We start from the raw sequence: 25,495 nt of genomic DNA, 5'->3' as shown, positions 1-25,495 counted from the left end.
GGTGGACATTAGGGCCGCTTAAAGGGTCCATATTCATTCTCATTACGGTTCAGCCGCTCGACCAGTTCCTCGGCCTCCTCGTCGAGAAGCATATCCATGACCACCCCATCGATAACGACCGGCTGACCGGTGACTGCATCGACGACTGTCCAGTAGTTGTTTAGGTTCTCGCGACGGCTATACCGCACGGCTGCCATGAGGTGTGCCTTTGGGTGCTGCTGTGGCGCGACCTTAGCCGTCCTCTTCCCTTTCTCTTGGGCGTTAAGGATAAATTCAAGGTTGCTAGCGGTATCGTGGGGTAACCGATCGAGAACCTCTCCGTTCTTTTCCGCAGCCTTTCCTTCACGGTAGTCTATGACACGCCAACTGCCGTCTGAGTTCTCCTCTAAACCGTACCGCTTGTAGGGCATTGGTTCGCCTTCTTGTTACCAGCCCGATGGCGGCCGCCAAATGACTCTTGCCTCCGCCTGGTGGGCCGAACATCAGGACATTAGCGCCCTTAGCGATCCATGCGTCGCCAGCGGTGATCGCCATGACCTGGGCTTTCGAGATCATTGGCACGGCATCGAAGTCGAAGCTGTCAATGGTCTTGCCGGGCGGCAGTCTTGCCTCAGCGAGATGACGTTCAATCCTGCGCCGGTCTCGTTCCGAGAGCTCGTGCTCGGCGATGGCCGCAAGGAAGCGCGCTGCTGGCCAGCCTTCCTTGTCGGCCTGTTCAGCAAATTGCGGCCACAGAACTTTGATCGCTGGCAGGCGGAGTTCATTGAGCAGCAGGGAAAGGCGTGCGGCGTCGACGGAGCTGCTATTCTTCATGCTGCATCTCCCATCTCGTTCGATGCGAGCAGAACTTCGTAGCTGGAAAGAGGAGCCAGTTGGACGACGACACCGGGTATCGCGGCCGGATCGGGAGCGAACAGTGCGTTCAGGCGCTGCATGTTCGGCAGTTTACCGGCGTCGAGACTGAGCTGAAGTTGGTCGGCGAGTTCAGCCTCGCAGCCGCGGTCATGCGCAAGTGCGAGGAGCTCGACCATCAACTTACACGCCTGCTTCTCTGGCATCCGTTCAATCAAGAGGTCGAAGGTCTGCCGATACGATTGCCGTGGAAAGAGCTGATCGCGATAAACAAGGCCGAGCAGAGCCATGGGTTTGCGGCGCAGCGAATGAATGACATGCCGATAGTCGACGATCTGACTATGCTTGCCACTGGAGTGAGCGCGCCCTCGGGGCAGTGTCATCAATGGTGTTCCGCCGACAAACAGATCAAGGCGATCGTCGAAAAGGCGAATGCGCAGCGTGTGTCCGATCAGTCGGGAAGGAACTGTGTAGAAGACTTTACGCAGTGTGAAGCCCCCGGTGCGCGCGACACGCAGAACGATCTCCTCGAAATCGGTCGTTCGTCTTTCGGGCAAACGTTGCAGATGCGTTCGTTCCACATCGGTTCGCTTGCCCTTCAGCGCATTGCGACGGCCGATAATCTCATCGATGAAGCTGCGATAGCTGTCGAGGTCGTCGAAATCATTTGAACCTCGCATCAAGAGTGCGTCTTTAATCGCACTCTTGAGATGGCCATGGGAGCTTTCGATCGAGCCGTTCTCATGGGCGATACCCTTGTTGTTGCGCGTCGGCGTCATCAGGTAGTGCTCGCAGAGCTGCTCGTAGCGTTGCGTCAAATCCCGCTTTGCGTCGTTGTCGAGATTGCGGAAAGCAGCAGAGAGGCTATCCGTTCGGTGGTTCAATGGTGCCCCACCCACCGACCACAAAGCATTCTGCAAACCTTCCGCCAGGGCGACAAAGCTCTCTCCGCCCAAGATGACGTGCGCATGCTCAAAGCCGGACCAGACAAGACGAAAGTGATAAAGAAGATGATCAAGCGGCGCAGCGGCGACGCGAACGCCAATGCTGCCCATATCGGTGAAGTCGGATAGTCCAAGCCTGCCTGGCTCATGAACCTGCCGAAAGATAACCTCCTGTTCTTGGCCATGTATTGACCGCCATGCACTGATCCGCCTCTCCAGAGTCCGCCGAATTCCCTGTCCGAGTTCCGGATGACGCCGCAGCATCTCCTCGTAGAGGGCCACAGATCGAATACCTGGCGAGGACTTCAGGATCGGCACAACTTCGGCGTCGAAGATGTCGACGAGTGGATCGGGACGCCGCCGTTCACGGGCCGGCTTCTTTTGGGATGGTAGCCTGGCATCGCTATCAAGGCGGTAGGCTGTGGCAACGCTTATGGAGGATTTGGCGGCCGCAACAGTGACCGAATGCGTCTGACGCAACTTCATAAAAAGCCTCATTTGATGATCGTTTACATGGCGACCCGGCAATCGGTGCTCCTCTCAGGAATACACCTCGATACTGGGCCGGCCGCGATACACAAACGAGCCGAAAAATCTCGCCATCAGCGCTGCTGGAACTCCGGTCGGGCTACGCCCTCCCTACGTTCCAGCAGCGCTGACAGATTCTCATCTTGATTGACGCGCATTCTCATCCTGATTGTCGCGCCGCAGCTGTTTGGCGTTGGTGAAGACGCTACGTGCATTGCCGATCACATGGCCGCGAAAGCCACGTAATTCAATGAGGACCGCGCCGGGATGTGCGCAGTATGAAGTACCGACGTTTCCAGGATACAGTCCCAGTTGATAACCGAGCGGAGCCGTGTTCGTCCTGGATCGGCACAAGCCGAACGGCACGTCACTCGGCAACCCGGCCTTCCGGAGGCCATCCTCCAAAATGCCAACCAGCTGAAAGTACGGACCTTCGCATCCCGTGCCAATTAGATGCAGTTCGGAGCCGTCTTCATACTAATCCCTAAAGCGGCGTTCTTGACGTACATTCATGGAAAAATCCTACAGGGGCAGTGTGCCGATTCCGATGAAACCGCCCCTTTGTTCCGAGATGATTGCGCCTCCGGATGACTGCCGATGCAATGTCGCACCCAGTATGTCAAAGCCGCACTGCAAAGGCATTCTTGCTGCATGCCCAGAACGCCTTAATGGAATGGGCTATTGCCTAAGGTTGGCCCGCGCTTTCGTTTGCTTCTGGCCGGTAGCGGAAGACGGGCTTGTCCGGAAAGGGAAGCGATCACACCCAAGGCCGCCTGGGTAGCGAAACACGTTTATTCGACTAAGTTTTGGTCCCGCAAACAGCCGTTCGAAATGAAATCGAGGATGGACGGATCGGCCAAGCGGTGGCCGATCCCTGACGCGATGCTATCGCGTTCGCTCGCTGACCACTTAACGACTTCGACCTCACTCGGCCGCCAGGTCTTGGTGAAGAACGGTTCGACCGGGCTGTAGAGCCGCAGGCACGGGATAAACCTTTATCGGGTATCGTTTGAATCCAATTGCCTCGTTTGACATTCGCTGACTGCGTCGGGTCGAAGAAGATTGCAGTCGTGGAGGATGATACCCTCGTCGAAGCCAGGTGAGAAAATCGTGTGCTTCCGGCTTTTGCAAAAGAACGAACGTCACTCCTACTTCGGCGGGAAGACCTATGGCGTCATCGATCACCGAGAAAATGCCGAAAGCGTCCTCGCAGATCCGATACCTAGCGCCTTGATTGTCTTTCATCGAAGCCGCCCTCCATATGCCAATATTATGACAGGTGCCGGTGCATTGAAGTAGCCTACGCGTGAGGCAACGCGAGGATACAGTAAGACACGCACGCTGCGCATGGCTAATTGCTATTATAGCAGCTACAGGGCTACAGGGAATCGTTTGCCGTTTGGTTGGCAGTTCGGAAGAAAGAAGAAAATCCCGAGAGTCAGGAAGCCGCCAGCACTTGTTCCTTCGGGGTTCCGAAGTTTACATTCTCCCGGCCCGCGACGGCGTAGTTGCCGGGTTTCTTCTATCAATCGGATTTCAACATGACGAAAGAAGCCGCTCAGATCAGTGCAACTTTGCTGTTGTTTGCGGCGATGATCGTGCCGTTGATGACGCGAGGATGGCCGCTTTGGGCGAGAGCCGCGTGGCAGCTGGCGGCTTTCATCGCGCTCACATATCTCGTGCTGCGAACGGTGGGCTCACCGTTTGGTCCGGAATTTGATACCGTGCAGCCCGGCGCCCGAATATGGCAGCAACTTATCGGGGTCGGATGGTGGCTTATCGCGGCCCAGTGTGCAATCGGCATTGTCCGGCTGTTCGTGGTGTTCGAGGCCAAGCCACGAGAAACCCGCATCGTCTCTGACCTGATGGCCGGGATCATCCATCTTCTGACGCTGTTCGCCGTGATCAACTTCGTCTTCGCCGTTCCGGTCGGCGGCCTTCTTGCCACCTCCGGCGTCATTGCGATCGTGTTGGGCTTAGCGCTTCAGAGTAGCTTGTCAGACGTATTCTCCGGGATCGCCGTTGGCATCGAGCGGCCCTACAGTCCCGGCGATCTGGTTTGGGTAGAAGGCGGGATCGAAGGCCGGGTCATACAGGTAAACTGGCGCTCCACGCACATTGCGACGCCGAACGGGGACGTTGCCATCGTTCCCAACAGCGTGATGGCTAAGGCACGCCTGGTGAACCACAGTATGCCGACGAACATCCGTCGCGTCTCAATCACGGTGAAGCTCGCGGCGAACGAACTGCCGGATCGTTGTATGGCGGTTCTGAACGCGGCAGTCAAAACCTGCATGTTGCTGTCCGCGACGCCGCCGCCCAGTGTCGCCCGCACGGGACTTGAGGGCGATGGCGTGGCCTATGACATCAGCTTTTCCATTCCAAGCATCGAAGTGCTCGTCGCAGCCCGTACCGAACTGCTGGGCCACGTTCAATCCCATCTTCGCCACGCGGGCATTGCACTTGCCGTTCCGGGTGTCCCGATCCGAGCGCGCTTGGACGTTCCAAGCGCAGCAACGCTCCTCCAGGAGTCTGACTGGTTCGGAGTGCTCGCCGAGTCCGATCGAATTCTCTTGGCGGAGCATCTGGTCGAGGTGTGGTTTGCGGCGGGCGACAAACTCATGAAGCAGGGCGATGATCCGAAAGTGCTGTTCATTCTGGCGTCGGGCACCGTGGAGATTTCGAATGATACTCCCGAATGGCCCGAAGTGATCTTCCGATTGGGGCCGGGCAGCAGCCTTGGGGCGATCGGCATGATCACAGGGACACCCTACGCGGCAACCGCTACCGCACTGACACCCGTGACCGCTTACAGCCTTGACAAACAGGGCGTGGGTGACGCCATCGCGGTACGGCCGGATCTCGTCAAGAGCTTTGAAGTATTGGCTCGCAGGGGGCAGGAAATGAACCGCAGGGACGTGGTTGCGCGTCAGAGCGACGATGCTGAAGCGCCCGAGATGTTCCTGTCGAAGCTTCGCAGCTTTCTGCGAAAGATCTCAGAGACCCCCCGCAGCGAAGGCCAAAGGCGACGCCGCTAGTCATGAAATGCCGGGGGTAAAGTCTCTTGCGCGGGAAACGGGAGCCGGAACCGTTCCCGCGGTGAAGGGCTTGAAAGGCGAGAGCACCAAAACCGCTGTTTCCGACCGGATACGGGGTGGAGTCGCGCGACGGGCTCCTTCGATCACGACGCTGCCATCACGTTGAGAGCCGTTCGCCAGCCGAACGGGCTCTACAATCTGTCGAAGCTGTCGGTCTGGTGGCTGAGGCAGGAAGGCCAGGGCGTTGAAGCAGATGCCGTGCCGCCGGCCGCCGACGATGACGTCCGCCTTGTGAAGACCCTGGCGAAAGGGCCTGTCGAATAACGCCGGGACCACAACAATTTAGCGCGCCGGAGAGGATGAAACTGGGAACTCGTATGTCCTTGTTCGTGCGTTATAATTTCTGAAGCCGTCCGGCAAGCCGTCAGCTATTTCTTCAATGCCGCCGCAAGATCGCCATGCTCGAAGGCTGACGCCATACGATCACACTCCCTTACGCTGAGCCCAATGCGCCCGGCCTCGTCTCTCCAGCAGGAAACGCTGGCGGCAACCTCGGCCGCGATCCCGCGCGCCTGTGCGGGCTTCAGTTCAAAATAATCTGCGACGGACAATGCCACGTCGAGAGAGGCAGTTTGGTCGTCGAGGTCAATCGCCGTCGAGAGAACACGCGGTTTGATATCGACCGGAACGGGGTTGAGATCATAGGCAGGGGAAAGAGCCCAGCCGTCAGGGCCTGTGTAGAGAAAGCCGTGATTGCGCATATGGTCGTCTGAATTCGAGATCATGATCGTGAAGACAATGCGCCGCCATAACTCGCGCATGTCTTCTTTCGCTCTCGCACCGCTCTGCCGCAGGGCATCGACGATCTCCAGATAGCTGTGCGGCTCGTTATCCTTTGCGCCCAGCATGCTCATGGCTGACAGAAACGGAATGCGGGTCGCGCCGTCACGATCAAAGCGGCGGAGCAGCAGCACCGGCTTTTCGGCGATATGCTCAAACTGTGATGCGGCGGTCGCTATCCCGGCCCTCGCCGCAAGAGACAGTGCAACGGCCTCCCAGGCGACGGTATTGAATTCGTCATCCTTGTGCGGAAACTTTGCGATGACGAGCGCGCCGTCCCTGTCTCTGACGGACGCCTTCGGACGCGCGCCGCCGAGGGAGGAGCCCGGCGCAAGAAGCAGTCGCAAATTCTCATCCTCATCATCATCATGACCATCATGATCATCATCAATGATGCGCTCGGTAGCGGCCAGCAGCCTCGGCAGTTCAATCAGCGGCGGGATGCGTGTGGCGTCCTCGTGATCCGCGAGGAAGGGCCCGCCTTCCTTGCCAGCAAAACGCAAGGCTCCCTGCCTAGCCTCGTCATCGACCGCGAGAAGATAGTCGATTTCTCCCAGAGTGCGCGGCGGTTCCCCGGCTTTTTCAGCGCGGCGTCTTTCGGCCCGGCGCATCAAAGCGCGGCCCCACCGGTCGGGTGCGGAATCGCCGATTGAGCCGAACATGAATCTGTCGGCCGCAGTGTGGAACGCGCCCTCGCCGAGGTTCAAGGCAGGCTCCAGAGCAAAACGCTGTCCATTCTCAAGCCATGACGGCGCATACTCGAAAGTGGCGCTTTCGCGGTTCTTGCGCATATGTGCCCAGAGCTTCCCGACAAGATGGGAGGCGCCGCCAAGGTCGACATAGACGAGCGTTTCCTGATCCATCATCCGTCCTTCGAGGGCTGGGGGCTCTTGGGGCGTCTGATGCGTCTCGGCAGATGCTCTTCTTCCAGCTCCAGTCCGCGCGGGTCGTGCCGCACGTCCGCAAGGGTGGAAAGACGATCAATCAATCCAAGCACAAATAATATGGTGGCATAGGTGCCAAGCGACACGCCCGCGTCGCCCTTCTCGACCTTGACAAGGGTTGTGCGGCTGATCGAGGCGCGCTCGGCTAGGATTGCCGACGGAATGCGCCGCCGCCGCCGTGCATCGCGGATATCCTGGCCCAGCTTGCGCAGGGCACGCCGGACGGGGATAGGCAGGTTATATGATGCGTTCTTGTCCATTGCGTTCACGATCGTAGTCGCTATAGCAGTTAGTGTACACGATTATGAACGTTAAATCAACTGATGCGCTCAGAACGCCCAAAACGCATTGTGCCAGCTATGTCCGCGAACGTGAACCAAAAGCCGCTTAATGACCATTATTGTGAACATTATGAAAACGCGCACCTTTATCAGAATTTTAACTTTCGCGTGTTTCACATACGCGAAAGTTAGAGATGTCATGCCGACGGGCAGCTAATCTCCTTCAGCGCTGTCGGGCGCCGGACGCTCTGCTGCCCAGGTCAGCAAGGCGTCGAGTGCCGGGCATAGCGCCTGCCCCCAATCTGTCAGGCCATATTCGACCTTTGGCGGCACCTGATGATGGACAATGCGACGGACGATCCCGTCCTTCTCCATCTGTCGAAGCTGCTGGATCAGCATTTTCTGTGAAATCAAGGGGATGCCGCGCTCCAAATCGGAAAACCGCATGATCCGGCCACCAAACAGGTGAAACAGGATGGTGAGCTTCCACCGCCCTTCCAACAGCTTCAATGCCTGCTCGACGCCCTCCGCCGCCATTTCGCGTGTATAGGTGCCAACCTTACCTTTTGGTATGTACCTTACTTTTTCGTGTGTTCTTGTCATTTTGATAGCGTATCGCCATACTTAATTCCGCGCAATCCCGCTGGCCGTACAAGGCTTAACCAGAGAGGCCATGTAAATGATTGATCTGCCAAAGCCAATTGCTGACTACTTCACGGCTGACAAGGGCGACGGTAATGCTGTTGCCAAGTGTTTTACTGAGAACGCCATCGTAAAAGACGAAGGTAATACCTACAAGGGACGAGCCGCAATTGCGCGCTGGAAGGCCGAAGCGTCGGCAAAGTATGAATATACGAGTGAGCCGCTTAAGATAGAGCGCGCTGATGGCAAGGTGATCGTCACCAGCCACCTCGTCGGCAACTTCCCCGGAAGCCCCGTCGATCTGCGATATTTCTTTGTACTGGAAGGCGGAAAGATTGCGGCGCTGGAGACGGCGCTATGAGTTTTAGCCTCGATTTGCAAGGCAAGCGCGCACTGGTAAGTGGCGGAACGCAAGGCGTTGGCGCGGCGGTTGTCGCAACGCTGCTGGATGCTGGCGCGACCGTGCTGACGTCGGCGCGTTCGGTTCCGCCGCCGTCCGCCGGCGGTCCGCTTTATGTCGCCGCCGACCTTGCAACGGCTGAAGGCTGCGAGGCGGTCGCCCGAGCGGTCACGGAACAACTCGGTGGCATCGACATCATTGTCAATGTTTTGGGTGGGTCGAGTGCGCCTGCTGGAGGCTTCGCAGCCCTTAGCGACGACGAATGGGCAAAGGCGCTCAACCAAAATCTCATGTCTGCCGTTCGCATCGACCGCGCATTGCTTCCGCTAATGCTTGAACAGGGATCAGGCGTCATCATTCATGTTACGTCGATTCAGCACCAGTTACCGCTCCCCGAGTCCACGACTGCCTACGCTGCGGCGAAAGCTGCGCTTTCGACCTACAGCAAGAGCCTCTCGAAAGAGGTCACGCCGAAGGGCATTCGCGTCGTGCGAGTTTCGCCAGGCTGGGTAGAAACGGAGGCGGCCGTGCGCTTGGCACAGCGTTTGGCCTATGAAGCTGGCACGGACTACGAAGGCGGCAAGCAGATCATCATGAAGGGGTTGGGAGGCATACCGCTCGGCAGACCGGCCAAGCCAGAGGAAGTCGCGGATTTGATCGCTTTTCTCGTGTCCCCTCGTGCGAGCGCAATCACCGGGACCGAATACACCATCGACGGTGGCACTGTGCCGACAGCTTGAGATGATTGCCTCTTAATGCCGCAACAATCGCAATCAGGCTGCTATGCGACGGGGCGCGGCGGGTGGCGCAGAACGGAGTGACCAATTCGTGACCAAGACCAGAAAAAGCCTTGGCATGGTAAGTGTCCTTCCCGAGAGAGGGGTGACAGTTCAAACCGGAGACATGGGTTACACTTTTTGCCTTTGCGAGGAGAGCGAAGGTGCCTTGGCAGAAGTGCAACCGCATGGACGAGCGTCTCAAATTCGTTGCGCGGGTTCTGGATGGCGAGAAGATAGCGGCGCTGTGCCGCGAATTCGGCATCTCCCGCAAGACCGGTCACAAGATCATCACCGCTATAACGACAGCGGTCTGGAAGGACTGACAGATCGATCGCGACGCACCCTCCACTGTCGTTCGTGTCGCCAGAGAGCGCGATAAAATTACGCGTATTCCTCAACGTATCGTGCTATTATTAGTTGTTTCTAAATTACGATCTGCCGCGGTCGATCCTGGCCACGGCGCCTTGTGGTTTCCAAACATACCACCACACACACGAGCCCTCGCTCTGGCAACGGGCGAATTTGGGAGGAAGATCATGATACGCCTTGTTTCAATCGCAATAGCAGTTGCAGGTATTGGCTTGACAAGCCAGGCGTTGGCCGCGGAAGTGGACATGTCGAAACTCACCTGCAAGGATGTCGGCGACATGCCCGCCGCGAAGACCATCGGTGTGGCGATGTGGGTAAACGGGTACGTTCACGGCAAAGCTGGCAGTGCCATGATCGATGGCGACAAGGCCCACGCCAATGCGGAGAAGGTCGCCGCCTATTGCAAGAAAAACGCCACCTCCACGCTGGCGGACGCCATGGAAGCGGTCTCCAAGTCGTAATCCGAATCTATGACGGTGGCGGCAATCACGCCGCCACTGAGGCATCGAGGCCACGGCTGTGGCCTCTTTCGCGGGAGACGGACAATGTTCGGATCCAAGCCTCTCATCGCCGCCTCGGTGGCTGCGATATTCCTGGCAGGCGTGCCAAGTATATCCCTTGCAACAGAGTAGGGACAACAGCGCAAGGCTGCCGTGTCCACTACACCCATTCCCGTGCTTGCGGCAATCACCGCAACAACTTCTGACAAAACCAATTTCTTCATTTTCGATCTCCAGAATTGACGCTGTCGACCCCGTCTGTCGCGCCTGTGATTCGCAACGCTAGCGGACAAGTTCGGCGGCCACGATTTGGTAATTCTGAAGAGGAAACGAGCCCCCCAAATGGTTCCATGGAGTTTTAGTTTATTGGGAAATCTTGCTGCCAATACAATGGGCTATATGCGGAAATGAGCAGGTAATCAGCCACCTGGTAATTGCAAGGCTGCCCTCTACTACGGCCCGGTCAGCCTTTGAATTTCCGGCGTGCTGCCCTCGCGACGCTTTCCGCGAGGATGAGCAGGCATCCAAGGAAGAGGATGCACGCGCCGAGCAACCCATCGATACCCTCGAGCGTCACCAGGACGCCGACCAGGGCGATCAGCGCGATCGTGAGCAGTGCGAGTGCCCCGTCGTCGATGAACAGGCCAATTGTTTCTTTCAGGACCAGTTTCAGGAAATTCATCGTGCTACCTGCTTTGTATGGGAGTCAAAATACTGTTGGAGCATCCGGACCAGACCGAACGACACGACGATCAACACCGCGAGGATGGCGATCAGCGACAGATCAGCTCCCGGCCAACCCGCGCCGATGCCCTCGCCTACCCAGAAGATGCCGAACGCGCTGAGGAGCAGGCCGACCACGAACTTCAAGCTGTTCTCGGGGACGGTCGAAAGGGGCTTGTGCACAAAGAGGCCGATAACCAGTACCAGCAAGCAAGCAGCCAACGCGCCGATGCTCGCATAACCGATCATGCCGTGGCCAGCGCCAGTGGCGATGACGATGAAAACGACTTCGACCCCTTCGAGCAGAACTGCCTTGAAGGCAGCGATCGCGGCAAGAACGTTCGCTCGTCTATCCGATGCCTGGCGTCGAAGGTTGTCGGTTTCCTCCGCGAATGCCTTTTCTTCGTCGTGAAGGGCGATGAACCCGGACGCCCGCAGGATCGCCTTGCGAAGCCACCGCAAGCCGAACAGTATCAGCAGGGTCCCAATCACGAACTGCATGAGTTCGATGGGTATCATTCCAAGCAGCGGTCCGAGCGCCAGCACGAGGATTGCCAGAACCGCGAGGGCGAGGCCCGTTCCGATAAACGCCGGCCGCCAGCTCTGCGTCACGCCGACCGCCAGTATGATGGTGAAGGCTTCTACAACCTCAACAAGGGAGCCGAGGAATGACGCCGTCATCGTCGAGGTTATGCCTGTTATCGTTGTCATTTGATTTTTCCGTTTCGATCTTTGAATTTCATGCGGGCAAAACGGTGCATCGCTCCGGAGGGAGCGAAAATGCGGGAGGGCGCCTTTCTGCTCCCCGCGGGACCAGTCGACCGGGTCGTCACCAATCTTCACCTGAAGCCGCCAACAGCGACCGTGGAAGGCGCTGTCCACGACCTCGCCCGTCAGATTGTTTTCCGGATAGTCGGCCGCAGGCCGACCGTCCTCCGGTCAAACAACGAGCATGGAGAAACCAGATCATCGACCTCGTGGGCTTGCAGTGCATCGAGCGGGATAGCCCGAAGCTTGCGCGGGTTGGAGGGGACAGGATGAAAGATTCGGTCGAGGATGGATGGACCAAAGGGTCCACGAGGCGGCCTCCCTAGCAAACATGCCTCCGTCACGCGTCGGGGCGATCTTAAAATTTGCGGAGAATATTGATCACGCATTGCTATTTGGACGCCGATGCTGACGGTCACCTTAAACGCGACATGTGCGCATCTATTTGAGCTTTGGCTCGCCAGGTTCCAAGTTGTCCAGGCTCCGGTGTGCGAGTAGGCCGCGTGGTTCGGGTCCCAAGCACGCCCTCTGCGCCGCTGGTTTTTACGCTCGGAGAGTTGCGCTAGTATGTCTTGCCCCAACGGAGATCGAAGTCATTTGAACTTCCTTGCACGTATGAAGCGCCGGATGTTTCTTCTTGATACGGCAGAATGCTTGGCCGGCATGGCAGCCATAGCAAGGCTGCCTTGTGCCATGTGTCGGAATATGCAAGTGCGCCTCAAATCGGCAACGACGACCCGCGATTGCGCACCGAAAGGGTGGCTATCGATGTGGATTGGGGCAAACTTGACTGCTATGTCGCCCGCCCCGACACCGACACGGAGCCTCACCCCGGTGTAATTGTGGCTCATGACAAGTTAGGTCTGACACCGCACTTCGAGGAGGCCGCAAGGCGCTTGGCACTTGAGGGATTTGTTACATCGGCACCTTCAATCGACCAACGATCGACGAGGGCCTGGTCAAAAAGCCCTTGAACTTGACGCTCGACGCCATCAAGGCGCGGCCTCGGCAAGAGGTCGTTTTCACAGTGGAATGCTCGGGCAACCACGGCTTCCCCTTTTTCACCGGCGGCATCGGCAACGCCCGCTGGGCAGGCACGCCGCTTGGCGCGATCCTGCAGGAAGCCGGCGTCCTTGATAATGGTATAGAGGTAGTCTTCTTCGGTACCGACATCGGCGATGTCACGATACGAGATATCAAGATGCCACAGCACTTTGCTCGTAGCATGTCTAGGAATCCGCCTCCTTCCGCAAACGCCCCCAGCGAGTCCGAACTGGGTCGACAGGCCGAAGCGATCGCATGTTCCGGCGCTGGGCTAAAATCAGAGGTGGTATCCATACCAAGCGCAGCAATCGTTGAGTGAACTGCAATCGATCACGTTTGTAACCAGAAGCCAAGTGATGGGAAGCCGTGACCCGACGAATCTGGACATAATTGTTCATCTTTCCAGCTTCAGGTGTCTGTCAGCAATTGCCTCCAAAACACGCGCTTGCGTTGGAGAGGTTAAATTGACGACAATGCCCACAAAAGTGAGCTCGCTGCGGCCGAAGATTGGCAGCATCCCGCTCTGCATACTTACAAGCTGCTACATCCTTGTCTTCTGCAACAACACGTTCTGGCAGAAGGTCACCGACTATCTTGGAAGCGGAAGTGGTCCGCTTTGGGCTCTGTATCTCGCGATGCTCGCACTGTTCGTTGCCGCAATCACCCCATTTTCAACCAAGTACCTCATCAAGCCGTTTCTGATCTTCCTGGTCGTCGTCGCGGCGGTGGCATCTCATTTCACCGACACATTCGGGGTGGTCATCGACAGCGACATGATCCGCAACGCGATGGAGACAACGCCGGCGGAAGCCCAGCATTTGATCACCTCTGATTTCCTTACGCATGTTGCCATCTTCGGCATCGTGCCATCGTTGCTCATAGTCTGGACGAAGGTTGATCATCGCACGTTTATGCGAAAGTTCTTCTGGAACCTCATTGCAATCCTCGCCTCACTCGCGATCTTCGGCATCTGCGGCGTAACATACTCGCGGGAGTACACGGCAGCCGTCAGGGAGCGGCGGGACATCTCTAAGAGCTTCAATCCTGTCACACCGATCGTCAGTACCGCTCGCTATTTCCTAGATGCCGGGAAAGAGGCTTCGATCGTCGTTCAATCTGTCGGAGTCGACGCCACGGTCAAGTCGCCCGAGCCGCCCATCAACAAGCCGCGGGTTACGGTCATTGTCGCGGGCGAGACCGCGCGCGCGGAGAACTTGTCATACCAGCGAGCGCAGAGTGCGACTCACTTGGGATTCCCGAATCGGTGAAAATCTGAATCCATGGGGCAAACGGGAGGTTTGCAATGGGTTCGGCGATTGCATTGCGCGATGATTTTGATGGTCCTGCTCTGCGGCAGTTCGCGAAAGGGACCAAGGATGCCGCTCAAGCGCGGCGGCTTCTGGCGTTGGCGGAAATTTATGACGGCGGCTCGCGTACAGATGCGGCCCGGATCGGGGGCGTGACCTTGCAGATTGTTCGCGACTGGGTCGTTCGTTTCAATGAGCACGGGTCGGCCGGGCTCCTCAACGGCAAGGCTCCCGGCAATCGGCCCAAGCTGAATGATGATCAGCGCCAGGCCTTGGCCAAGATTGTAGAGCGTGGTCCGATCCCGGCTATCCACGGTGTCGTTCGGTGGCGGCGCAAGGATCTGGTCCAATGGATCTTCCAGGAATTCCGGATCTCGATGGACGAGACCACGGTTGGTCGCGAATTGAAGGCTCTCGGCTTTGCCAAGCTGTCTGCCCGGCCGCGCCACTACGCCCAGAATGAACCCGAAGTGGACGCTTTTAAAAAGAGTTCCCTGCCGCATTGGCAGCCATCAGAAGCAGCCTCCCGAAGAATACCGAGATCGAACTCTGGTGGGCCGACGAGGCGCGCATAGGTCAGAAAAACAAGATCACCCGCCGATGGGCTCGCCGTGGCACCCGACCTTCAGCGCCGCTGGATCAACGGACGATGTGGGCGTACATCTTCGGTGCCATCTGCCCCAAGAAAGGTAAGGGCGCGGGCCTCGTATTGCCCTATTGCGATACCGACGCCATGAATCAACATCTGCTGGAAATCAGCCAGGCAGTCGATGACGGCGCTCACGCGGTCCTCATCCTCGATCAAGCCGGATGGCACGTCACGCCGAAGCTCAGCGTCCCTGACAACATCACATTGCTGTTCTTGCCGCCGCGTTCGCCTGAATTGAACCCTGTCGAAAACGTCTGGCAGTTTATGAGGGACAACTGGCTGTCGAACCGCATCTTCACAGACTACGAGGACATCGTCGCTCACTGCTGTGCCGCCTGGAACAAACTCGTCGCGCAACCCTGGAAGATAATGTCCATTGGACTGCGCGAGTGGGCGCATCGGTTTTGATCAATGCATGTTGGTATCACTCGGCGGATACCAACGGGAGACCAATCCGCGGCTCAAAGTCGCGAACGTCGTCTATTTCCCGAATACTACGAGTTGCGGCACGGCTACCGCGACGTCAATTCCCTGCATGTTCTCGCGGTTCACGCGCTCGGATTTCACTCATGCGAAGGCGATGGCCAACGAAACGCTAGTAGACGTGCTGGCGCATGCCGGCATTGACGTGGCGTGGTTTGACAACAACACCGGGAGCAAGGGTGTCGCTGATCGGATCAAATACGTCGACTTGGCGAACTCGAAAGACCCGCGGTTCTGCCAGCAGGGTGAGTGCCTGGATGGCATCTTCCTGGACAAACTCGATGACTGGCTGGACCACGTCAAAGGCGACAGCGTCCTTGTACTCCATCAGCTGGGCAGCCACGGACCCGCTTATTATCTCCGATACCCTGAACACCAGGGAAAGTTTTTTCCGGATTGTCGAACCCCGGAGCTTGGCAAGTGCCAGGTAGGAGAGATCATCAACGCCTACGACAACTCGATACTCTACACCGACTACTTCCTCGCGACCGTCATCGACCATCTGAAGGCTCGTTCCGGGAAGATGGCGACGGGCCTGATTTACATGTCCGATCACGGGGAATCCCTCGGTGAGAAGGGGCTCTACCTACATGGAACGCCATACCTTTTCGCTCCCTCGCAGCAGACGCACGTGCCGTTCCTGACGTGGTTTAACGACGATTTTACCAAATCAATGGATCTGGACACGGCCTGCCTACGAAAGGAAGCGACCGCTCCAACCTCCCACGACAACCTTTTCCATAGCGTGCTCGGGATGATGAACGTGGAGACGTCCGTCTACGAGCAGAAGCTCGACGTATTCGCGAAGTGCAGGAGTGGGAGCTCTTGAGAATCACAACCACGCAACGGCGACGCAACACATAGGAACGTGATCCGGTGAATGTGCTTGTCATCGAAGACAACATCGACATCGGGGACGCAGTATCAGCCCATGTGGTGGCTGATGGGCACCGCGTCGATTGGTGCATGAACCTGAAGGAGGCTACCCGTAGGCTGGTATCGAAGAAGTATGACCTGGTACTCCTGGATCTGCGTCTGCCGGACGGCAATGGCCTTTCGCTCCTGCGCGACATCCGCGGAGGAAATGACAAGGTTCCGGTTATCATCATGACGGCACAAGACCAGTACAGCGATCGGCTGGCGAGAATGAAGGGAGGAGCGAATGATTTCCTCGTTAAACCTTTCAACCTGGACGAACTTTCCGCACGAATGAGGCAAATCAAGCAATGAGGCGAGAGTTCTGCAGTGCACGGGCGCGCCTGAGTTGGACGGTCGCTTATCGGGTTCTACCCTTTGCTCTTCTACTGCTAGGTATCGCGACACTATTCTACGCCGCGGTGGAGGTTCGCGAAGGCGATACGCTTGCGTGGGATCAGGCTTTTCTTCTCTCGTTGAGGCACGCGGACGATGTTGCCCTGCCTCTCGGACCCGCCTGGGTAAAGACAGCGATGGTGAACTACACGAGCCTGGGCGGAGTGGCGGTGCTCCTGTTGATCACGCTGGCCACTATTGGCTTCCTGCTGGTTGCGCGTCGACGGGTCGATGCCTTGTTCCTTGCAGTTGGCTTCGCAGGCGGCTGGCTATGCAGCAATGCACTGAAGATATGGACCGCAAGACCCCGTCCGGACGTAGTCACCCATCTGGTGCCCGTCGGCGATGCTAGTTTTCCCAGCGGTCACGCTATGGTTTCCGCCGCAACCTATCTGACATTGGCAACTGTCGCGGTCCGATTTCTACGTTCGCCAGCCCAGAAAGCATATGTATACCTTGTTGCTGTCGCGCTCATCTGCACGATAGGCATTAGCCGAATCTACCTCGGCGTACATTTTCCGATCGATGTGCTCTTCGGGTGGTGTGCGGGCTCAGTCTGGTCCTTCGCCTGCTGGCTTACCTTCAGGCGGTTCCTTCCTCAATTCGTGTGAAATTCGGCGCTTTCAGGTTGGCGTCAGACTTCTGTGACCAAATCGCTGCGCGCCGGGTGTGCTTTGGGGAAAAGCACGCCCATCTAACATTGCTGTACATCTGGAGCGGATATGACCGAGCCGTCTAACCGTCTTATCCTGCATACGAATTCTCGTGACGAGGTGTTCGCCGACGAACGGGATGCGGTTGCGGACTTTGCATTCAATTCCACCGTCGCAAACGTATTCGACGACATGGTCAGCCGCTCGGTCCCGTTCTACGGGGAGATGCAGCGCATGGTTTGCGAACTGGCCCGGGATTTTGCGCAACCTCAGTCGCACCTCTATGACATTGGCTGCTCGACGGCTACGACGCTGCTCGCGCTGGACCACATCGTCGACAATCACGTGGATTTCGTCGGAATCGATAATGCTCCAGACATGCTCAAGAAGGCGGCGGAGAAGATCGAGGCATCAGGAACAAACCGATCAATCGATCTGGTAACAGGCGACCTTCACCGCGGCTTCTCTGTTGAAAACGCTAGCGTCGTGACGATGCTCCTAACGCTTCAATTTGTGCGTCCGCTCTTTCGCGAACGTGTCATGAAGACGATCTACGACGGGCTCAACGAGCACGGATGTTTGCTACTGATCGAAAAGTTGACCAGCGAGGACACGACTTTCAACCGGCTCTTCATCGACCACTACTATGACTTCAAGCGGCGTAACGGATACTCCTCGATCGAAATATCGAAGAAGAGGGAGGCCCTGGAAAACGTGCTCATTCCTTACCGCCTCGAGGAGAACCTCCAATTGCTCAAGGAGGTGGGGTTCAAGAGCACGGAGGTGTTCTTCCGGTGGTATAACTTCTGCGGCATTGTCGCGGTAAAGTAAGACGGTTTGTCATGAAAAATCTTATGCTCACGATCGGGACGTTCTTTTTCAAGTACCGAAACCAGGCGTTTCCGCTGATCATCGTTGCATTGTTTATTGCCGCGCCACCGACGACGACGGTTCTGGGTAGCGCAGCACTCAAGCAGTGGGCGGATATCGTCGCATTGCTAATAGTACTCGCAGGTTTGCTATTGCGCGCAACCGTAATTGGATACGCTTACATCAAGCGAGGCGGTCTTAACAAACGGGTCTATGCCAAGGACTTGGTTACGGAAGGCATGTTCGGCGTCTGTCGCAACCCGTTGTACGTCGGGAACATGCTCGTTTACTCGGGGCTTTTCCTGTTCCACGGCGATCCAGTAGTCGTCATCGTCGGATGCTTGTTATTCGGCTTCATCTACCAGTGCATCATCTACGCTGAAGAGGAATTTCTGGCTGACAAATTCGGTGACGCGTACAGCGCATATTGCCGCGATGTCCCCAGATGGGGACTCAAGTTGAGTGCGTTCTCGGCATCGACAGAGGGAATGGCTTTCAATGCGAAGCGGGTTATTGCCAAGGACTATTCCACGATGTCGTCGACACTGATCGCGTTGCTGGCGACGGAATTTTATCGAATCGCGGCCGACTCCATATCGGACCAGGAGTTGTCTTACGCGATATTGCTTCTGGCGCTATTCGTTGTGGTGATTGCGCTCACTGGTCTGGTGAGTTCCCTCAAGAAGCTCGGGGTCTTTGACAAAATGACTGCCGCGCACTGATAACGTCGGTCGGGGCGGTAACGCTGACGCCCCGAACCGAAATCCAGGGCTAACAATGGTCCGGGGTCAATCGCTTCAGGCTGCGAGCCAACTATTTTCTCCGGTGCTCCAGGGCAAGCAATAAATTGCCGTGGCGTTGATCCAGGCGATAGTTGCGAGAATGCGAAGTCCGCCGTATGCATCTGCTATCAACTCCTGCCAATGCTGAGCGACTGCGCGAAAGTGCCGATGAGCTTCGCTCCGGACTGCCTTCGGAGGCGTTCAACCGTCGAAACGACGAAGCGCGCAACTGGAGTCTGCACGAGTAGACCCGCAACCAGTTCGCTGCAGAACCGCAACCCGCAATCCGCACGACTGGAAGTTGCTCCGTCGCTGAGCTATATGGAGCCGACCTCGTTTATCGGAGACGGCCTTGAACAATTCGAATGCTGCTGGAAGCAAAGGAGGGCCGGCACCCGTAGGTCCGGCCCTCGTAACTGTGTCTAGTGGGGATTTGTCTGTTACGACAGGGATTAAACCCGCTAGCGCATGCAGAACATATATCGCAGCGGATCAATTCCTTCAAGACGAAAAATTACACGCGCCGAAAGCGCTCGAGGCAAGCAGGCAGACGATCTCTCCCGCCCGCCTGAAACGATACCTCACGGCTGCGGATGACGACCTTAGGACCGCACTCCGGCTCCATGCTTGGAATGCCGCCGTCGCAGGTTCGCTTTTGCCGACACTCCATCTCGCCGAAGTGACCATTCGAAACTTCGCATTGAAGCGTCTTATCGCCAAGTACGGAAAGCACTGGTACAACAATTCAACGCTGCTCGACTACCGTCTCTCGAAGAAACTTGCCGGGGAACTTCGGGAAGCGGCCCAGCGCGAGCTTGATCTCGGCCGGCGAGGGAACCTTTCGGACTACATTACCAGCGAGCTGACATTCGGCTTCTGGGTAAGCGTCTTCACGAAGACTTTCCAACCGGACCTTTGGCATGCCCCTCTCCACAGCGTGTTGCCCGGATTTCCCCGCGGGAAGACGATCGTCGACCTCCATGACGGCGTCGAATTCGTGCGCACCTTCCGCAACAACGTCGCGCACCACAAGAACATCGTGTTCAAGCCGGTCGTTGAGAACTACGAACGAACGCTGGAAGTGACCGGCTCATCTGCGGTCCGACCAAGGCGATGGCAGAGAGCCTTTCGACCTTCCCGGCCATTTGGGCAGGCGCGCCAGTTCCGATTGCCAAACTGAGGGCCGCCGCGGCGTCGTGACCGTCCTGGCGATCGCAAGACAGTCGTGCCGGCGCGACCTGTCGCACAGGAAGGCCGGATACCAGGGGCGGGCGTGATCACCATTCTCAATCTGGATTCGAACATGATCCGGTAGCTCCGCGATTATCGATCCTTGCCTCGGATCATGGCTCTCGGGTGAGTCGCGACTTCACTGGTCGCCAGCGCTTCATTCAGTGACCATACCAGGTAGTCGGTCGTTGGGCGTCGATCCACTCGATGCCATTGCCCGATCCTATCAGGTCGCCAACGTGTCGGAAGATCAAGGCGCTGTCGCTGGTACCAGAAGTGCGAGTTCCCGACGATAGGCGGTATCGATCTGCGCCGGTGCATTGCGGATGTATTCGATCGCTGCGGCCCGAGGTTCGTCGGGCAGGCCATTCAGATAGGCGGCCTCCCCGATGGATGGGATTCGCCCTTCCTCGCCTTGAAATTTCGGAGGTAGATCGGTCCAAATCACGGCGTCGACGTCTCTTGCTGCGGCCCAGTCGGATAGGCCGGGCAGGGAGGCGGGGTCAGGCTGCCCGAAGACGCCATAGTCCGATGTGGCGGCGATGAGGCTTGCCTTCCCGAAGCCGGAGCAGCTCCTTGGCCTCTTCCGGATCATCGGAATCCATTTCGGCCCATTGGGACGTGACCGCTTCGGCAGACGGCAGAATGACCGGGGTAATTCGCCCGTTCTCCCTCCCGGACTGGCGAACGAATTCGACTCGGATCGGTGGGCCGTCTGGCAACCATTCTGAGCGGAGGGGCAGTTCCCTCGGATCCCAGACGAGCGAACCCCAGTGCGGCGCGACAATCAGGATGAGAATGCGCGTCAATCAAGATGAGAATCTGTCAGCGCTGCTGGAACGTAGGGAGGGCGTAGCCCGACCGGAGTTCCAGCAGCGCTGATGGCGAGATTTTTCGGCTCGTTTGTGTATCGCGGCCGGCCCAGTATCGAGGTGTATTCCTGAGAGGAGCACCGATTGCCGGGTCGCCATGTAAACGATCATCAAATGAGGCTTTTTATGAAGTTGCGTCAGACGCATTCGGTCACTGTTGCGGCCGCCAAATCCTCCATAAGCGTTGCCACAGCCTACCGCCTTGATAGCGATGCCAGGCTACCATCCCAAAAGAAGCCGGCCCGTGAACGGCGGCGTCCCGATCCACTCGTCGACATCTTCGACGCCGAAGTTGTGCCGATCCTGAAGTCCTCGCCAGGTATTCGATCTGTGGCCCTCTACGAGGAGATGCTGCGGCGTCATCCGGAACTCGGACAGGGAATTCGGCGGACTCTGGAGAGGCGGATCAGTGCATGGCGGTCAATACATGGCCAAGAACAGGAGGTTATCTTTCGGCAGGTTCATGAGCCAGGCAGGCTTGGACTATCCGACTTCACCGATATGGGCAGCATTGGCGTTCGCGTCGCCGCTGCGCCGCTTGATCATCTTCTTTATCACTTTCGTCTTGTCTGGTCCGGCTTTGAGCATGCGCACGTCATCTTGGGCGGAGAGAGCTTTGTCGCCCTGGCGGAAGGTTTGCAGAATGCTTTGTGGTCGGTGGGTGGGGCACCATTGAACCACCGAACGGATAGCCTCTCTGCTGCTTTCCGCAATCTCGACAACGACGCAAAGCGGGATTTGACGCAACGCTACGAGCAGCTCTGCGAGCACTACCTGATGACGCCGACGCGCAACAACAAGGGTATCGCCCATGAGAACGGCTCGATCGAAAGCTCCCATGGCCATCTCAAGAGTGCGATTAAAGACGCACTCTTGATGCGAGGTTCAAATGATTTCGACGACCTCGACAGCTATCGCAGCTTCATCGATGAGATTATCGGCCGTCGCAATGCGCTGAAGGGCAAGCGAACCGATGTGGAACGAACGCATCTGCAACGTTTGCCCGAAAGACGAACGACCGATTTCGAGGAGATCGTTCTGCGTGTCGCGCGCACCGGGGGCTTCACACTGCGTAAAGTCTTCTACACAGTTCCTTCCCGACTGATCGGACACACGCTGCGCATTCGCCTTTTCGACGATCGCCTTGATCTGTTTGTCGGCGGAACACCATTGATGACACTGCCCCGAGGGCGCGCTCACTCCAGTGGCAAGCATAGTCAGATCGTCGACTATCGGCATGTCATTCATTCGCTGCGCCGCAAACCCATGGCTCTGCTCGGCCTTGTTTATCGCGATCAGCTCTTTCCACGGCAATCGTATCGGCAGACCTTCGACCTCTTGATTGAACGGATGCCAGAGAAGCAGGCGTGTAAGTTGATGGTCGAGCTCCTCGCACTTGCGCATGACCGCGGCTGCGAGGCTGAACTCGCCGACCAACTTCAGCTCAGTCTCGACGCCGGTAAACTGCCGAACATGCAGCGCCTGAACGCACTGTTCGCTCCCGATCCGGCCGCGATACCCGGTGTCGTCGTCCAACTGGCTCCTCTTTCCAGCTACGAAGTTCTGCTCGCATCGAACGAGATGGGAGATGCAGCATGAAGAATAGCAGCTCCGTCGACGCCGCACGCCTTTCCCTGCTGCTCAATGAACTCCGCCTGCCAGCGATCAAAGTTCTGTGGCCGCAATTTGCTGAACAGGCCGACAAGGAAGGCTGGCCAGCAGCGCGCTTCCTTGCGGCCATCGCCGAGCACGAGCTCTCGGAACGAGACCGGCGCAGGATTGAACGTCATCTCGCTGAGGCAAGACTGCCGCCCGGCAAGACCATTGACAGCTTCGACTTCGATGCCGTGCCAATGATCTCGAAAGCCCAGGTCATGGCGATCACCGCTGGCGACGCATGGATCGCTAAGGGCGCTAATGTCCTGATGTTCGGCCCACCAGGCGGAGGCAAGAGTCATTTGGCGGCCGCCATCGGGCTGGCACTTGTCGAAAATGGTTGGCGGGTTCTCTTCACGCGCACGACGGAACTTGTTCAAAAGCTTCAGGTCGCTCGCCGCGAACTTCAACTGGAATCCGCGATCAACAAGCTCGAAAGATTCGATCTGCTCATTCTCGATGATCTTGCTTACGTCACCAAGGATCAGGCCGAAACAAGCGTTCTGTTTGAACTGATCTCCGCGCGATACGAGCGTAAATCCATGCTGATTACGGCAAACCAGCCGTTTGGAGAATGGAACCGTGTATTCCCGGATCCGGCGATGACGCTCGCCGCGGTGGACCGGCTTGTTCATCACGCAACGATCTTCGAGATGAACGTCGAAAGTTACAGGCGTCGCTCTGCCATGGAGGCAAAACGCCAACGTGGAAGACCGTCCTCCTACGCGACAATCAACAACACAAACGAGATTGTCGCGGAGCGTCAATCAGACCAATGAATGACGCTTGCGAGCGTCAATCAAACAGATAAACTCACCCAGCCAGCGACACACGGGATTCTCATCCAGATTGTCGCGCGCCTCTCATCCAGATCGCCGCGCTATACCCCAGCCCAAACACGCAGTCTTCATGGATACACCTGCCGCTTCGATAAACCTGAGGTCGTAGTACCACGGTCAGCGGATTTATACACTTGCCGGATCCGTCGGTCGGCCATCGCGATAAGTCCCAGCCACTGCGCATCGCAAGCTTCGGCGTCTTGATAGTTCCGCCGTTCCCATGCAATTAGAATCCACCGAAATCGGGCGGGGACGAATGGACGACATCGAAGACGACGGTGGATATCTGGCTTTCGATACTCGGTTTCGAAAATGCCCTGACGAACCGAACGTTCTCGAATGGACGGTCGGCCTGCGTCGATACCGGGGCGACACGCAAAAAGATCCGGGGGAGCTTCTGGCAAGTCTTACCGGCTTTCTGGCGCAACCGGGCTATATACCCGAAGACCACGACGACTGGTATTTCGACGTGTTCGACATGCGAAGCCAGCACGCATTGCAAGCCTTCCACATTCTGGTGGACGATGCCGCCCTTATAGAGAAGGCCTTGAAGGTCAATTCGCTTGCCGACGACTTCGGAGCAGTCGCACACCTCGATCGCATGTGGGTCGATCCTGCGGTGCGAGGTCGGGGCCCTCGGACTTAGGCTGATGCGGGAAGCGCAGCACGCCCTTGGTAGATACGGCCTTCTCGTCATCCTCAAGGCCCACCCGGACGGCGACAAGGTTCCGAACACGGCGCTTCTTAAGCTTGCTGCTTATTACCAGTCGGACAAGCAGTTGGGGTTCAAGGCCGTCTCGAAACGAAAGCGCCCTGGATGGCGGGTCGGATGCTGGGAAGAGCCTGTCGTCAATGCAGACGACACGACCTTCGATATCTCGTCGGTGAAAATGGAACTCGTTTCAACGTCCGAAGGGAGCCAGAACGTCGGTCTAAGTCTTTCGCCCGTTCCGTCCGGTGCGATCAACACCATCGGGGGAAAGGCCGACGCCTCCAGGGACTTCACGGATACCTTCAGGCACCGGCAGTTTGTATCCCGCTGCCCTTAAGCCTTCAACCTTGCGATCGCGGCGCGCCTCGAAGGTCGGCTCGTTCGAAGGAACATCAGACCCCTCCCTGCTTTCCCATGTCGAAGATCTCCCGGTGGAACACGTCAACGTCACACCCGGAGCGGCGCCCCGTGCCCAGTCTTCGTTTCCTGCAACACAGCCGGTTACTGCCCCATCTGCGACAAGGCGTGGCGCATTGGGGCGCTGGAAAGCTGCAGAGTTCCCTCAAACGGTCGGCTCAACTCGAGAACAAGGAACACCGCTCCTGAAACAGAGAGGGCACACACAAAAAGCACAGCGACGATCGTCGCGTTTGGCGGCGACAAGAGCCCGAAGCTGGCGAAGAGAACAGCGAGCCAGAACACAAGGACTATCAGGAATGGCAGAGGAATGGCGCGGCTTTCCTGTTGTGCGGCAAGCAGCCAACGCGTCTGGCCGAGCTCCTGAAGAAGCTGCAGAGTTTGAGATTGGAGCCTGCTTTGCATGTCGTTATGTGGCGAGAGTCCCTCAACCAGGCCGTAGATCGCCCTGGCTCCCGCAGTCGTATCGCGAGCAGTTAGCGAGGAAGCTTGAGACGAATCCTGCGGCCAAATGCGGTCAAGCGCTGACGCGACAGCTTGACGGAGCAGACCGCGCGCACTTGCAGCCTCCGGCCCATACTGTGCCAGCGCTGCGTCGACCAGAATGAACTTGGCCGAGATCTGATCAAGCCCGTCGCGCTGCCCATCGTACTGGCTCTTGGCCGAGGCGATGAGCAGGCCGAGAACCAGGGCGGTCAGCGTCGCCACCAGGCCCATTCCGAGCTTCAAGACATCCTTGGAATCGCCGTTGAGATGATGCTCGGGCAAAACACGGCGAAGAAGCATGCCCATCAGTGCGCCGCAGGACACACAGGCGAAAACGATGCAAGCTGTTGCAATTCCAGTCACGATTGCCCTCATCGAAAAACGAATCCAGACTGTGCGTGCGGTGGATCGTCACTCCCAAACGCGCAGAGGGAAGTAAACGGGTGGCCCTTCGCCCGGTTGCCCTTGCGGCGCGATGCGGGTGAAACTGAACCTCGCACCCGATATCGAAGGTCTCGATACGAAGCCGTTTCCCTCCCACGGATCGCAAGCCGCCACACGGCCGCTTGGACGAAG

At 57.6% G+C, this 25,495-nt stretch carries 26 protein-coding genes and 5 pseudogenes; 21 read left to right on the top strand and 10 right to left on the bottom strand.

Features of this window, described 5'->3' with window-relative positions:
- Window positions 1–8 precede the first annotated feature (8 nt).
- The 3 genes and pseudogenes from WGT02_RS16510 to istA (WGT02_RS16500) form a co-directional block, all read right to left on the bottom strand.
- A complete protein-coding gene (locus tag WGT02_RS16510; RefSeq protein WP_024318680.1) occupies window positions 9–197 on the bottom strand; it encodes a hypothetical protein in 189 nt (62 codons plus the stop codon).
- Window positions 198–348: 151 nt separating this feature from the next.
- Window positions 349–813: pseudogene (locus WGT02_RS16505) on the bottom strand (ATP-binding protein); the annotation flags it as partial.
- A complete protein-coding gene (istA, locus tag WGT02_RS16500; protein ID WP_208244988.1) occupies window positions 810–2,294 on the bottom strand; it encodes an IS21 family transposase in 1,485 nt (494 codons plus the stop codon). The pseudogene WGT02_RS16505 and the gene istA (WGT02_RS16500), both read right to left, overlap by 4 nt.
- 617 nt (window positions 2,295–2,911) lie before the next feature.
- Here istA (WGT02_RS16500) and WGT02_RS16495 point away from each other — a divergent pair.
- The 3 genes and pseudogenes from WGT02_RS16495 to WGT02_RS16485 all read left to right on the top strand — a co-directional run.
- Window positions 2,912–3,013 (top strand): annotated as a pseudogene (locus WGT02_RS16495) (ornithine carbamoyltransferase); the annotation flags it as partial.
- Window positions 3,014–3,865: 852 nt separating this feature from the next.
- Complete coding sequence (locus WGT02_RS16490) at window positions 3,866–5,362, top strand: mechanosensitive ion channel family protein (protein WP_208249914.1); 1,497 nt, start codon at window positions 3,866–3,868, stop codon at window positions 5,360–5,362.
- Between the two features lie 162 nt (window positions 5,363–5,524).
- Window positions 5,525–5,686: a hypothetical protein gene (locus WGT02_RS16485; protein ID WP_157997360.1), complete on the top strand. Its 162-nt coding sequence runs from the start codon at window positions 5,525–5,527 to the stop codon at window positions 5,684–5,686.
- A 104-nt stretch (window positions 5,687–5,790) separates the two neighbouring features.
- On the opposite strand, the gene WGT02_RS16480 is transcribed toward WGT02_RS16485, so the two are convergent.
- The 3 genes from WGT02_RS16480 to WGT02_RS16470 all read right to left on the bottom strand — a co-directional run bounded on the left by WGT02_RS16480 (window position 5,791) and on the right by WGT02_RS16470 (window position 8,030).
- Window positions 5,791–7,068 (bottom strand): type II toxin-antitoxin system HipA family toxin, encoded by a 1,278-nt coding sequence (locus WGT02_RS16480; protein WP_208249915.1) that lies wholly within the window; start codon window positions 7,066–7,068, stop codon window positions 5,791–5,793.
- Window positions 7,065–7,406 carry an XRE family transcriptional regulator gene (locus WGT02_RS16475; protein WP_024318683.1) on the bottom strand — a complete coding sequence of 114 codons (342 nt, stop codon included), beginning with the start codon at window positions 7,404–7,406 and terminating at the stop codon, window positions 7,065–7,067. The genes WGT02_RS16480 and WGT02_RS16475 overlap by 4 nt, the downstream gene beginning before the upstream one ends.
- A gap of 234 nt (window positions 7,407–7,640) precedes the next feature.
- Window positions 7,641–8,030 (bottom strand): helix-turn-helix domain-containing protein, encoded by a 390-nt coding sequence (locus WGT02_RS16470; protein ID WP_024318684.1) that lies wholly within the window; start codon window positions 8,028–8,030, stop codon window positions 7,641–7,643.
- Between the two features lie 76 nt (window positions 8,031–8,106).
- Here WGT02_RS16470 and WGT02_RS16465 point away from each other — a divergent pair, with 76 nt between their 5' ends.
- The 4 genes and pseudogenes from WGT02_RS16465 to WGT02_RS16450 all read left to right on the top strand — a co-directional run bounded on the left by WGT02_RS16465 (window position 8,107) and on the right by WGT02_RS16450 (window position 10,078).
- Window positions 8,107–8,430 carry a nuclear transport factor 2 family protein gene (locus tag WGT02_RS16465; RefSeq protein WP_029710505.1) on the top strand — a complete coding sequence of 108 codons (324 nt, stop codon included), beginning with the start codon at window positions 8,107–8,109 and terminating at the stop codon, window positions 8,428–8,430.
- Window positions 8,427–9,209: an SDR family oxidoreductase gene (locus tag WGT02_RS16460; protein WP_024318686.1), complete on the top strand. Its 783-nt coding sequence runs from the start codon at window positions 8,427–8,429 to the stop codon at window positions 9,207–9,209. The genes WGT02_RS16465 and WGT02_RS16460 overlap by 4 nt, the downstream gene beginning before the upstream one ends.
- 224 nt (window positions 9,210–9,433) lie before the next feature.
- Window positions 9,434–9,588: pseudogene (locus WGT02_RS16455) on the top strand (helix-turn-helix domain-containing protein); the annotation flags it as partial.
- Window positions 9,589–9,784: 196 nt separating this feature from the next.
- On the top strand, window positions 9,785–10,078 hold the full coding sequence (locus WGT02_RS16450; RefSeq protein WP_024318687.1) for an HdeA/HdeB family chaperone: 294 nt from the start codon (window positions 9,785–9,787) through the stop codon (window positions 10,076–10,078).
- Window positions 10,079–10,580: 502 nt separating this feature from the next.
- On the opposite strand, the gene WGT02_RS16445 is transcribed toward WGT02_RS16450, so the two are convergent.
- Together WGT02_RS16445 and WGT02_RS16440 are read right to left on the bottom strand one after the other, a co-directional pair.
- Window positions 10,581–10,799, bottom strand: a complete 219-nt coding sequence (locus WGT02_RS16445; protein WP_024318688.1) for a hypothetical protein — start codon at window positions 10,797–10,799, stop codon at window positions 10,581–10,583.
- A complete protein-coding gene (locus WGT02_RS16440; RefSeq protein WP_024318689.1) occupies window positions 10,796–11,551 on the bottom strand; it encodes a COG4280 domain-containing protein in 756 nt (251 codons plus the stop codon). The genes WGT02_RS16445 and WGT02_RS16440 overlap by 4 nt, the downstream gene beginning before the upstream one ends.
- Window positions 11,552–12,258: 707 nt before the next feature.
- On the opposite strand from WGT02_RS16440, the gene WGT02_RS16435 reads away from it, so the two are divergent.
- From WGT02_RS16435 to WGT02_RS16390, 10 genes and pseudogenes are all read left to right on the top strand, one after another.
- Window positions 12,259–12,582 carry a dienelactone hydrolase family protein gene (locus WGT02_RS16435; RefSeq protein WP_208249916.1) on the top strand — a complete coding sequence of 108 codons (324 nt, stop codon included), beginning with the start codon at window positions 12,259–12,261 and terminating at the stop codon, window positions 12,580–12,582.
- Window positions 12,528–12,839: pseudogene (locus WGT02_RS16430) on the top strand (molybdopterin-dependent oxidoreductase); the annotation flags it as partial. The gene WGT02_RS16435 and the pseudogene WGT02_RS16430, both read left to right, overlap by 55 nt.
- A gap of 124 nt (window positions 12,840–12,963) precedes the next feature.
- The gene (locus WGT02_RS16425; RefSeq protein WP_225039717.1) at window positions 12,964–13,920 is read left to right on the top strand and encodes a phosphoethanolamine transferase domain-containing protein; all 957 of its coding nucleotides are present in this window, start codon (window positions 12,964–12,966) and stop codon (window positions 13,918–13,920) included.
- A gap of 35 nt (window positions 13,921–13,955) precedes the next feature.
- Window positions 13,956–15,016, top strand: a protein-coding gene (locus WGT02_RS16420) for an IS630 family transposase (RefSeq protein ID WP_112334090.1) whose coding sequence is annotated in 2 segments (ribosomal slippage) — window positions 13,956–14,448 and window positions 14,448–15,016 — 1,062 coding nt in all. Because the reading frame shifts where the segments join, the coding sequence is not laid out codon by codon here.
- Between the two features lie 16 nt (window positions 15,017–15,032).
- Window positions 15,033–15,920 (top strand): annotated as a pseudogene (locus WGT02_RS16415) (phosphoethanolamine transferase); the annotation flags it as partial.
- A gap of 47 nt (window positions 15,921–15,967) precedes the next feature.
- Complete coding sequence (locus WGT02_RS16410) at window positions 15,968–16,321, top strand: response regulator transcription factor (protein ID WP_208249917.1); 354 nt, start codon at window positions 15,968–15,970, stop codon at window positions 16,319–16,321.
- A 218-nt stretch (window positions 16,322–16,539) separates the two neighbouring features.
- The gene (locus WGT02_RS16405) at window positions 16,540–17,013 is read left to right on the top strand and encodes a phosphatase PAP2 family protein (protein WP_225039715.1); all 474 of its coding nucleotides are present in this window, start codon (window positions 16,540–16,542) and stop codon (window positions 17,011–17,013) included.
- A 111-nt stretch (window positions 17,014–17,124) separates the two neighbouring features.
- Entirely contained in the window at window positions 17,125–17,886 is a 762-nt protein-coding gene (cmoA, locus tag WGT02_RS16400) for a carboxy-S-adenosyl-L-methionine synthase CmoA (protein ID WP_037069943.1), read from the top strand.
- Between the two features lie 11 nt (window positions 17,887–17,897).
- Window positions 17,898–18,647, top strand: a complete 750-nt coding sequence (locus WGT02_RS16395; RefSeq protein WP_208249919.1) for an isoprenylcysteine carboxylmethyltransferase family protein — start codon at window positions 17,898–17,900, stop codon at window positions 18,645–18,647.
- Between the two features lie 760 nt (window positions 18,648–19,407).
- The gene (locus tag WGT02_RS16390; protein WP_208249921.1) at window positions 19,408–19,887 is read left to right on the top strand and encodes a hypothetical protein; all 480 of its coding nucleotides are present in this window, start codon (window positions 19,408–19,410) and stop codon (window positions 19,885–19,887) included.
- A gap of 300 nt (window positions 19,888–20,187) precedes the next feature.
- Here WGT02_RS16390 and WGT02_RS16385 read toward each other — a convergent pair whose 3' ends face one another.
- Window positions 20,188–20,532 carry a hypothetical protein gene (locus WGT02_RS16385; protein WP_208249923.1) on the bottom strand — a complete coding sequence of 115 codons (345 nt, stop codon included), beginning with the start codon at window positions 20,530–20,532 and terminating at the stop codon, window positions 20,188–20,190.
- 391 nt (window positions 20,533–20,923) lie between these two features.
- Between WGT02_RS16385 and istA (WGT02_RS16380) the strand changes: the two genes are divergently transcribed.
- The 4 genes from istA (WGT02_RS16380) (at window position 20,924) to WGT02_RS16365 (ending at window position 24,353) form a co-directional block, all read left to right on the top strand.
- The gene (gene istA, locus WGT02_RS16380; RefSeq protein WP_208244988.1) at window positions 20,924–22,408 is read left to right on the top strand and encodes an IS21 family transposase; all 1,485 of its coding nucleotides are present in this window, start codon (window positions 20,924–20,926) and stop codon (window positions 22,406–22,408) included.
- Window positions 22,405–23,244, top strand: coding sequence for an IS21-like element helper ATPase IstB (gene istB, locus WGT02_RS16375; RefSeq protein ID WP_208245483.1), 840 nt, complete (start codon window positions 22,405–22,407; stop codon window positions 23,242–23,244). The genes istA (WGT02_RS16380) and istB overlap by 4 nt, the downstream gene beginning before the upstream one ends.
- A 316-nt stretch (window positions 23,245–23,560) precedes the next feature.
- A complete protein-coding gene (locus WGT02_RS16370; RefSeq protein WP_208249925.1) occupies window positions 23,561–23,950 on the top strand; it encodes a hypothetical protein in 390 nt (129 codons plus the stop codon).
- Between the two features lie 4 nt (window positions 23,951–23,954).
- Window positions 23,955–24,353 carry a hypothetical protein gene (locus WGT02_RS16365; RefSeq protein ID WP_208249926.1) on the top strand — a complete coding sequence of 133 codons (399 nt, stop codon included), beginning with the start codon at window positions 23,955–23,957 and terminating at the stop codon, window positions 24,351–24,353.
- A gap of 164 nt (window positions 24,354–24,517) precedes the next feature.
- Here the strand turns inward: WGT02_RS16365 and WGT02_RS16360 are convergent, their stop codons facing one another.
- A complete protein-coding gene (locus WGT02_RS16360) occupies window positions 24,518–25,282 on the bottom strand; it encodes a DUF4239 domain-containing protein (protein ID WP_208249928.1) in 765 nt (254 codons plus the stop codon).
- Window positions 25,283–25,495 lie beyond the last annotated feature (213 nt).

Source organism: Rhizobium sp. T1470 (assembly GCF_042140505.1).
Lineage (GTDB): Bacteria > Pseudomonadota > Alphaproteobacteria > Rhizobiales > Rhizobiaceae > Rhizobium > Rhizobium favelukesii.
Note: the sequence above shows the minus strand (reverse complement) of the source record. Positions and strands in the feature narration are given on the sequence as shown.

What these genes read in the sequence shown, in the direction of transcription:
- WGT02_RS16510 (WP_024318680.1), bottom strand. Translation starts at nt 197, where the DNA reads ATGGCAGCCGTGCGGTATAGCCGTCGCGAGAACCTAAACAACTACTGG.
- istA (WP_208244988.1), bottom strand. Translation starts at nt 2,294, where the DNA reads ATGAGGCTTTTTATGAAGTTGCGTCAGACGCATTCGGTCACTGTTGCG.
- WGT02_RS16490 (WP_208249914.1), top strand. Translation starts at nt 3,866, where the DNA reads ATGACGAAAGAAGCCGCTCAGATCAGTGCAACTTTGCTGTTGTTTGCG.
- WGT02_RS16480 (WP_208249915.1), bottom strand. Translation starts at nt 7,068, where the DNA reads ATGATGGATCAGGAAACGCTCGTCTATGTCGACCTTGGCGGCGCCTCC.
- WGT02_RS16475 (WP_024318683.1), bottom strand. Translation starts at nt 7,406, where the DNA reads ATGGACAAGAACGCATCATATAACCTGCCTATCCCCGTCCGGCGTGCC.
- WGT02_RS16470 (WP_024318684.1), bottom strand. Translation starts at nt 8,030, where the DNA reads ATGACAAGAACACACGAAAAAGTAAGGTACATACCAAAAGGTAAGGTT.
- WGT02_RS16465 (WP_029710505.1), top strand. Translation starts at nt 8,107, where the DNA reads ATGATTGATCTGCCAAAGCCAATTGCTGACTACTTCACGGCTGACAAG.
- WGT02_RS16460 (WP_024318686.1), top strand. Translation starts at nt 8,427, where the DNA reads ATGAGTTTTAGCCTCGATTTGCAAGGCAAGCGCGCACTGGTAAGTGGC.
- WGT02_RS16450 (WP_024318687.1), top strand. Translation starts at nt 9,785, where the DNA reads ATGATACGCCTTGTTTCAATCGCAATAGCAGTTGCAGGTATTGGCTTG.
- WGT02_RS16445 (WP_024318688.1), bottom strand. Translation starts at nt 10,799, where the DNA reads ATGAATTTCCTGAAACTGGTCCTGAAAGAAACAATTGGCCTGTTCATC.
- WGT02_RS16440 (WP_024318689.1), bottom strand. Translation starts at nt 11,551, where the DNA reads ATGACAACGATAACAGGCATAACCTCGACGATGACGGCGTCATTCCTC.
- WGT02_RS16435 (WP_208249916.1), top strand. Translation starts at nt 12,259, where the DNA reads ATGCTTGGCCGGCATGGCAGCCATAGCAAGGCTGCCTTGTGCCATGTG.
- WGT02_RS16405 (WP_225039715.1), top strand. Translation starts at nt 16,540, where the DNA reads ATGGTGAACTACACGAGCCTGGGCGGAGTGGCGGTGCTCCTGTTGATC.
- cmoA (WP_037069943.1), top strand. Translation starts at nt 17,125, where the DNA reads ATGACCGAGCCGTCTAACCGTCTTATCCTGCATACGAATTCTCGTGAC.
- WGT02_RS16395 (WP_208249919.1), top strand. Translation starts at nt 17,898, where the DNA reads ATGAAAAATCTTATGCTCACGATCGGGACGTTCTTTTTCAAGTACCGA.
- WGT02_RS16385 (WP_208249923.1), bottom strand. Translation starts at nt 20,532, where the DNA reads ATGATCCGGAAGAGGCCAAGGAGCTGCTCCGGCTTCGGGAAGGCAAGC.
- istA (WP_208244988.1), top strand. Translation starts at nt 20,924, where the DNA reads ATGAGGCTTTTTATGAAGTTGCGTCAGACGCATTCGGTCACTGTTGCG.
- istB (WP_208245483.1), top strand. Translation starts at nt 22,405, where the DNA reads ATGAAGAATAGCAGCTCCGTCGACGCCGCACGCCTTTCCCTGCTGCTC.
- WGT02_RS16370 (WP_208249925.1), top strand. Translation starts at nt 23,561, where the DNA reads ATGGACGACATCGAAGACGACGGTGGATATCTGGCTTTCGATACTCGG.
- WGT02_RS16365 (WP_208249926.1), top strand. Translation starts at nt 23,955, where the DNA reads ATGCGGGAAGCGCAGCACGCCCTTGGTAGATACGGCCTTCTCGTCATC.